The sequence below is a fragment of the Ruegeria sp. BF7 genome (assembly GCF_056538605.1).
In genome coordinates, this window is the sequence record NZ_JBQFTM010000058.1 from 1 (window position 1) to 818 (window position 818).

Here is an 818-nt window from a genome sequence, read left to right on the forward strand (position 1 = left end):
GGTTCTGTTGCACACTTTGACCATTGACGCTCAAGAACGCAGAGAGTGAATAGCTGCCGGTGTAATTCAGCCGAAAGTCAGTTCATGATTTCCTTCAAGGGTGCGCAATATCCGGAAGATGTGATCCTATTCGCGGTGTTCTTCTACGTTCGATATGGTGTTTCATACCGTGACTTGGAGGAAATCATGGGTGAGCGCGGTGTTTCGGTGGACCACACTACACTGAACCGCTGGGTGACGAGATACTCTAGCGCGATTGCTGAGGTCGCGCGTCGCCGCAAAAAATCTTGCGATCGTTCTTGGAGAATGGACGAGACTTACATCAAGGTGAAAGGCGCGTGGGTTTATCTCTATCGAGCTGTCGACAAGCACGGTAAGACACTTGATTTCATGCTTTCGCAGCGTCGAAATAAACCCGCCGCCACCAAATTCTTCGCCCGGACGCTGGAGGTCAACGGCCTTCCGAGAAAGATTGTCATCGACAAAAGCGGAGCTAACACGGCTGGCATCAAGGCCATAAACAAGATGTTGAAAGGCTTTGGTTGCCCGGTGCCAATTGAAATGGTCAGGCGGAAATACTTGAACAACATTGTGCAACAGGATCATCGTTTCATCAAAAGACGAACTCGTCCGATGCTCGGCTTCAAGTCTTTTGCTTCGGCTTCAGCGACTCTGGCCGGCATCGAGGTCGCGCACATGATCCGTAAAAGCCAATTCACACCAGGACTCTGTCCCTTTCAACAATTCAAAGAACTGCTCGCATAACAAAGCAGGACCGATGTATTTCTCTGAACTTCGGTAAACTTCGCAACAGAACC

The 818-nt window shown here is 49.9% G+C and carries 1 protein-coding gene; it reads left to right on the plus strand.

Annotated elements, in window-relative coordinates:
- Positions 1-84 precede the first annotated feature (84 nt).
- Positions 85-765 (plus strand): IS6 family transposase, encoded by a 681-nt coding sequence (locus ACR0IK_RS24375; RefSeq protein WP_480643688.1) that lies wholly within the window; start codon positions 85-87, stop codon positions 763-765.
- Positions 766-818: the final 53 nt, after the last annotated feature.

What these genes read in the sequence shown, in the direction of transcription:
- ACR0IK_RS24375 (WP_480643688.1), top strand. Translation starts at nt 85, where the DNA reads ATGATTTCCTTCAAGGGTGCGCAATATCCGGAAGATGTGATCCTATTC.